We start from the raw sequence: 851 nt of genomic DNA, 5'->3' as shown, positions 1-851 counted from the left end.
TCCACGAGTCCCTTGTGGACCACGGATATTTCCATTTCTAGTCCAACGACTGTTACTCTTACTATAGGTATCACCTGTGCTTGTGTTGATATAGGTATCACCATTTGAACCTAAACTATCTTGCGGTGTCGTAGTACCTGAATGAATTGAGGAACCATTTTGACCATCTCGACCTGCTTGACCTGTGGCACCTGTTGCTCCACGAGTCCCTTGTGGACCACGGATATTTCCATTTCTAGTCCAACGACTGTTACTCTTACTATAGGTATCACCTGTGCTTGTGTTGATATAGGTATCACCATTTGAACCTAAACTATCTTGCGGTATCGTAGTACCTGAATGAATTGAGGAACCATTTTGACCATCTCGACCTGCTTGACCTGTGGCACCTGTTGCTCCACGAGTCCCTTGTGGACCGCGGATATTTCCATTTCTAGTCCAACGACTGTTACTCTTACTATAGGTATCACCTGTGCTTGTATTGATATAGGTATCACCATTTGAACCTAAACTATTTTGTGGTGTCGTAGTACCTGAATGAATTGAGAAACCATTTTGACCATCTCGACCTGCTTGACCTGTGGCACCTGTTGCTCCACGAGTCCCTTGTGGACCACGGATATTTCCATTTCTAGTCCAACGACCATTACTCTTACTATAGGTATCACCTGTGCTTGTGTTGATATAGGTATCACCATTTGAACCTAAACTATCTTGCGGTATCGTAGTACCTGAATGAATTGAGGAACCATTTTGACCATCTCGACCTGCTTGACCTGTGGCACCTGTTGCTCCTCGTGCACCAGTTGCTCCACGAGCCCCTTGTGGACCGCGGATATTTCCATTTCTAG

At 45.1% G+C, this 851-nt stretch carries 1 pseudogene; it reads right to left on the bottom strand.

The features are described from left to right. Positions 1-851, bottom strand: a pseudogene (locus tag N7659_RS08085) (hypothetical protein); the annotation flags it as partial.

The sequence above is a fragment of the Streptococcus sp. CSL10205-OR2 genome (assembly GCF_025660655.1).
Taxonomy (GTDB): domain Bacteria; phylum Bacillota; class Bacilli; order Lactobacillales; family Streptococcaceae; genus Streptococcus.
The sequence above is the reverse complement of the archived record's forward strand: the minus strand, read 5'-3'. Positions and strand labels throughout refer to the sequence as shown.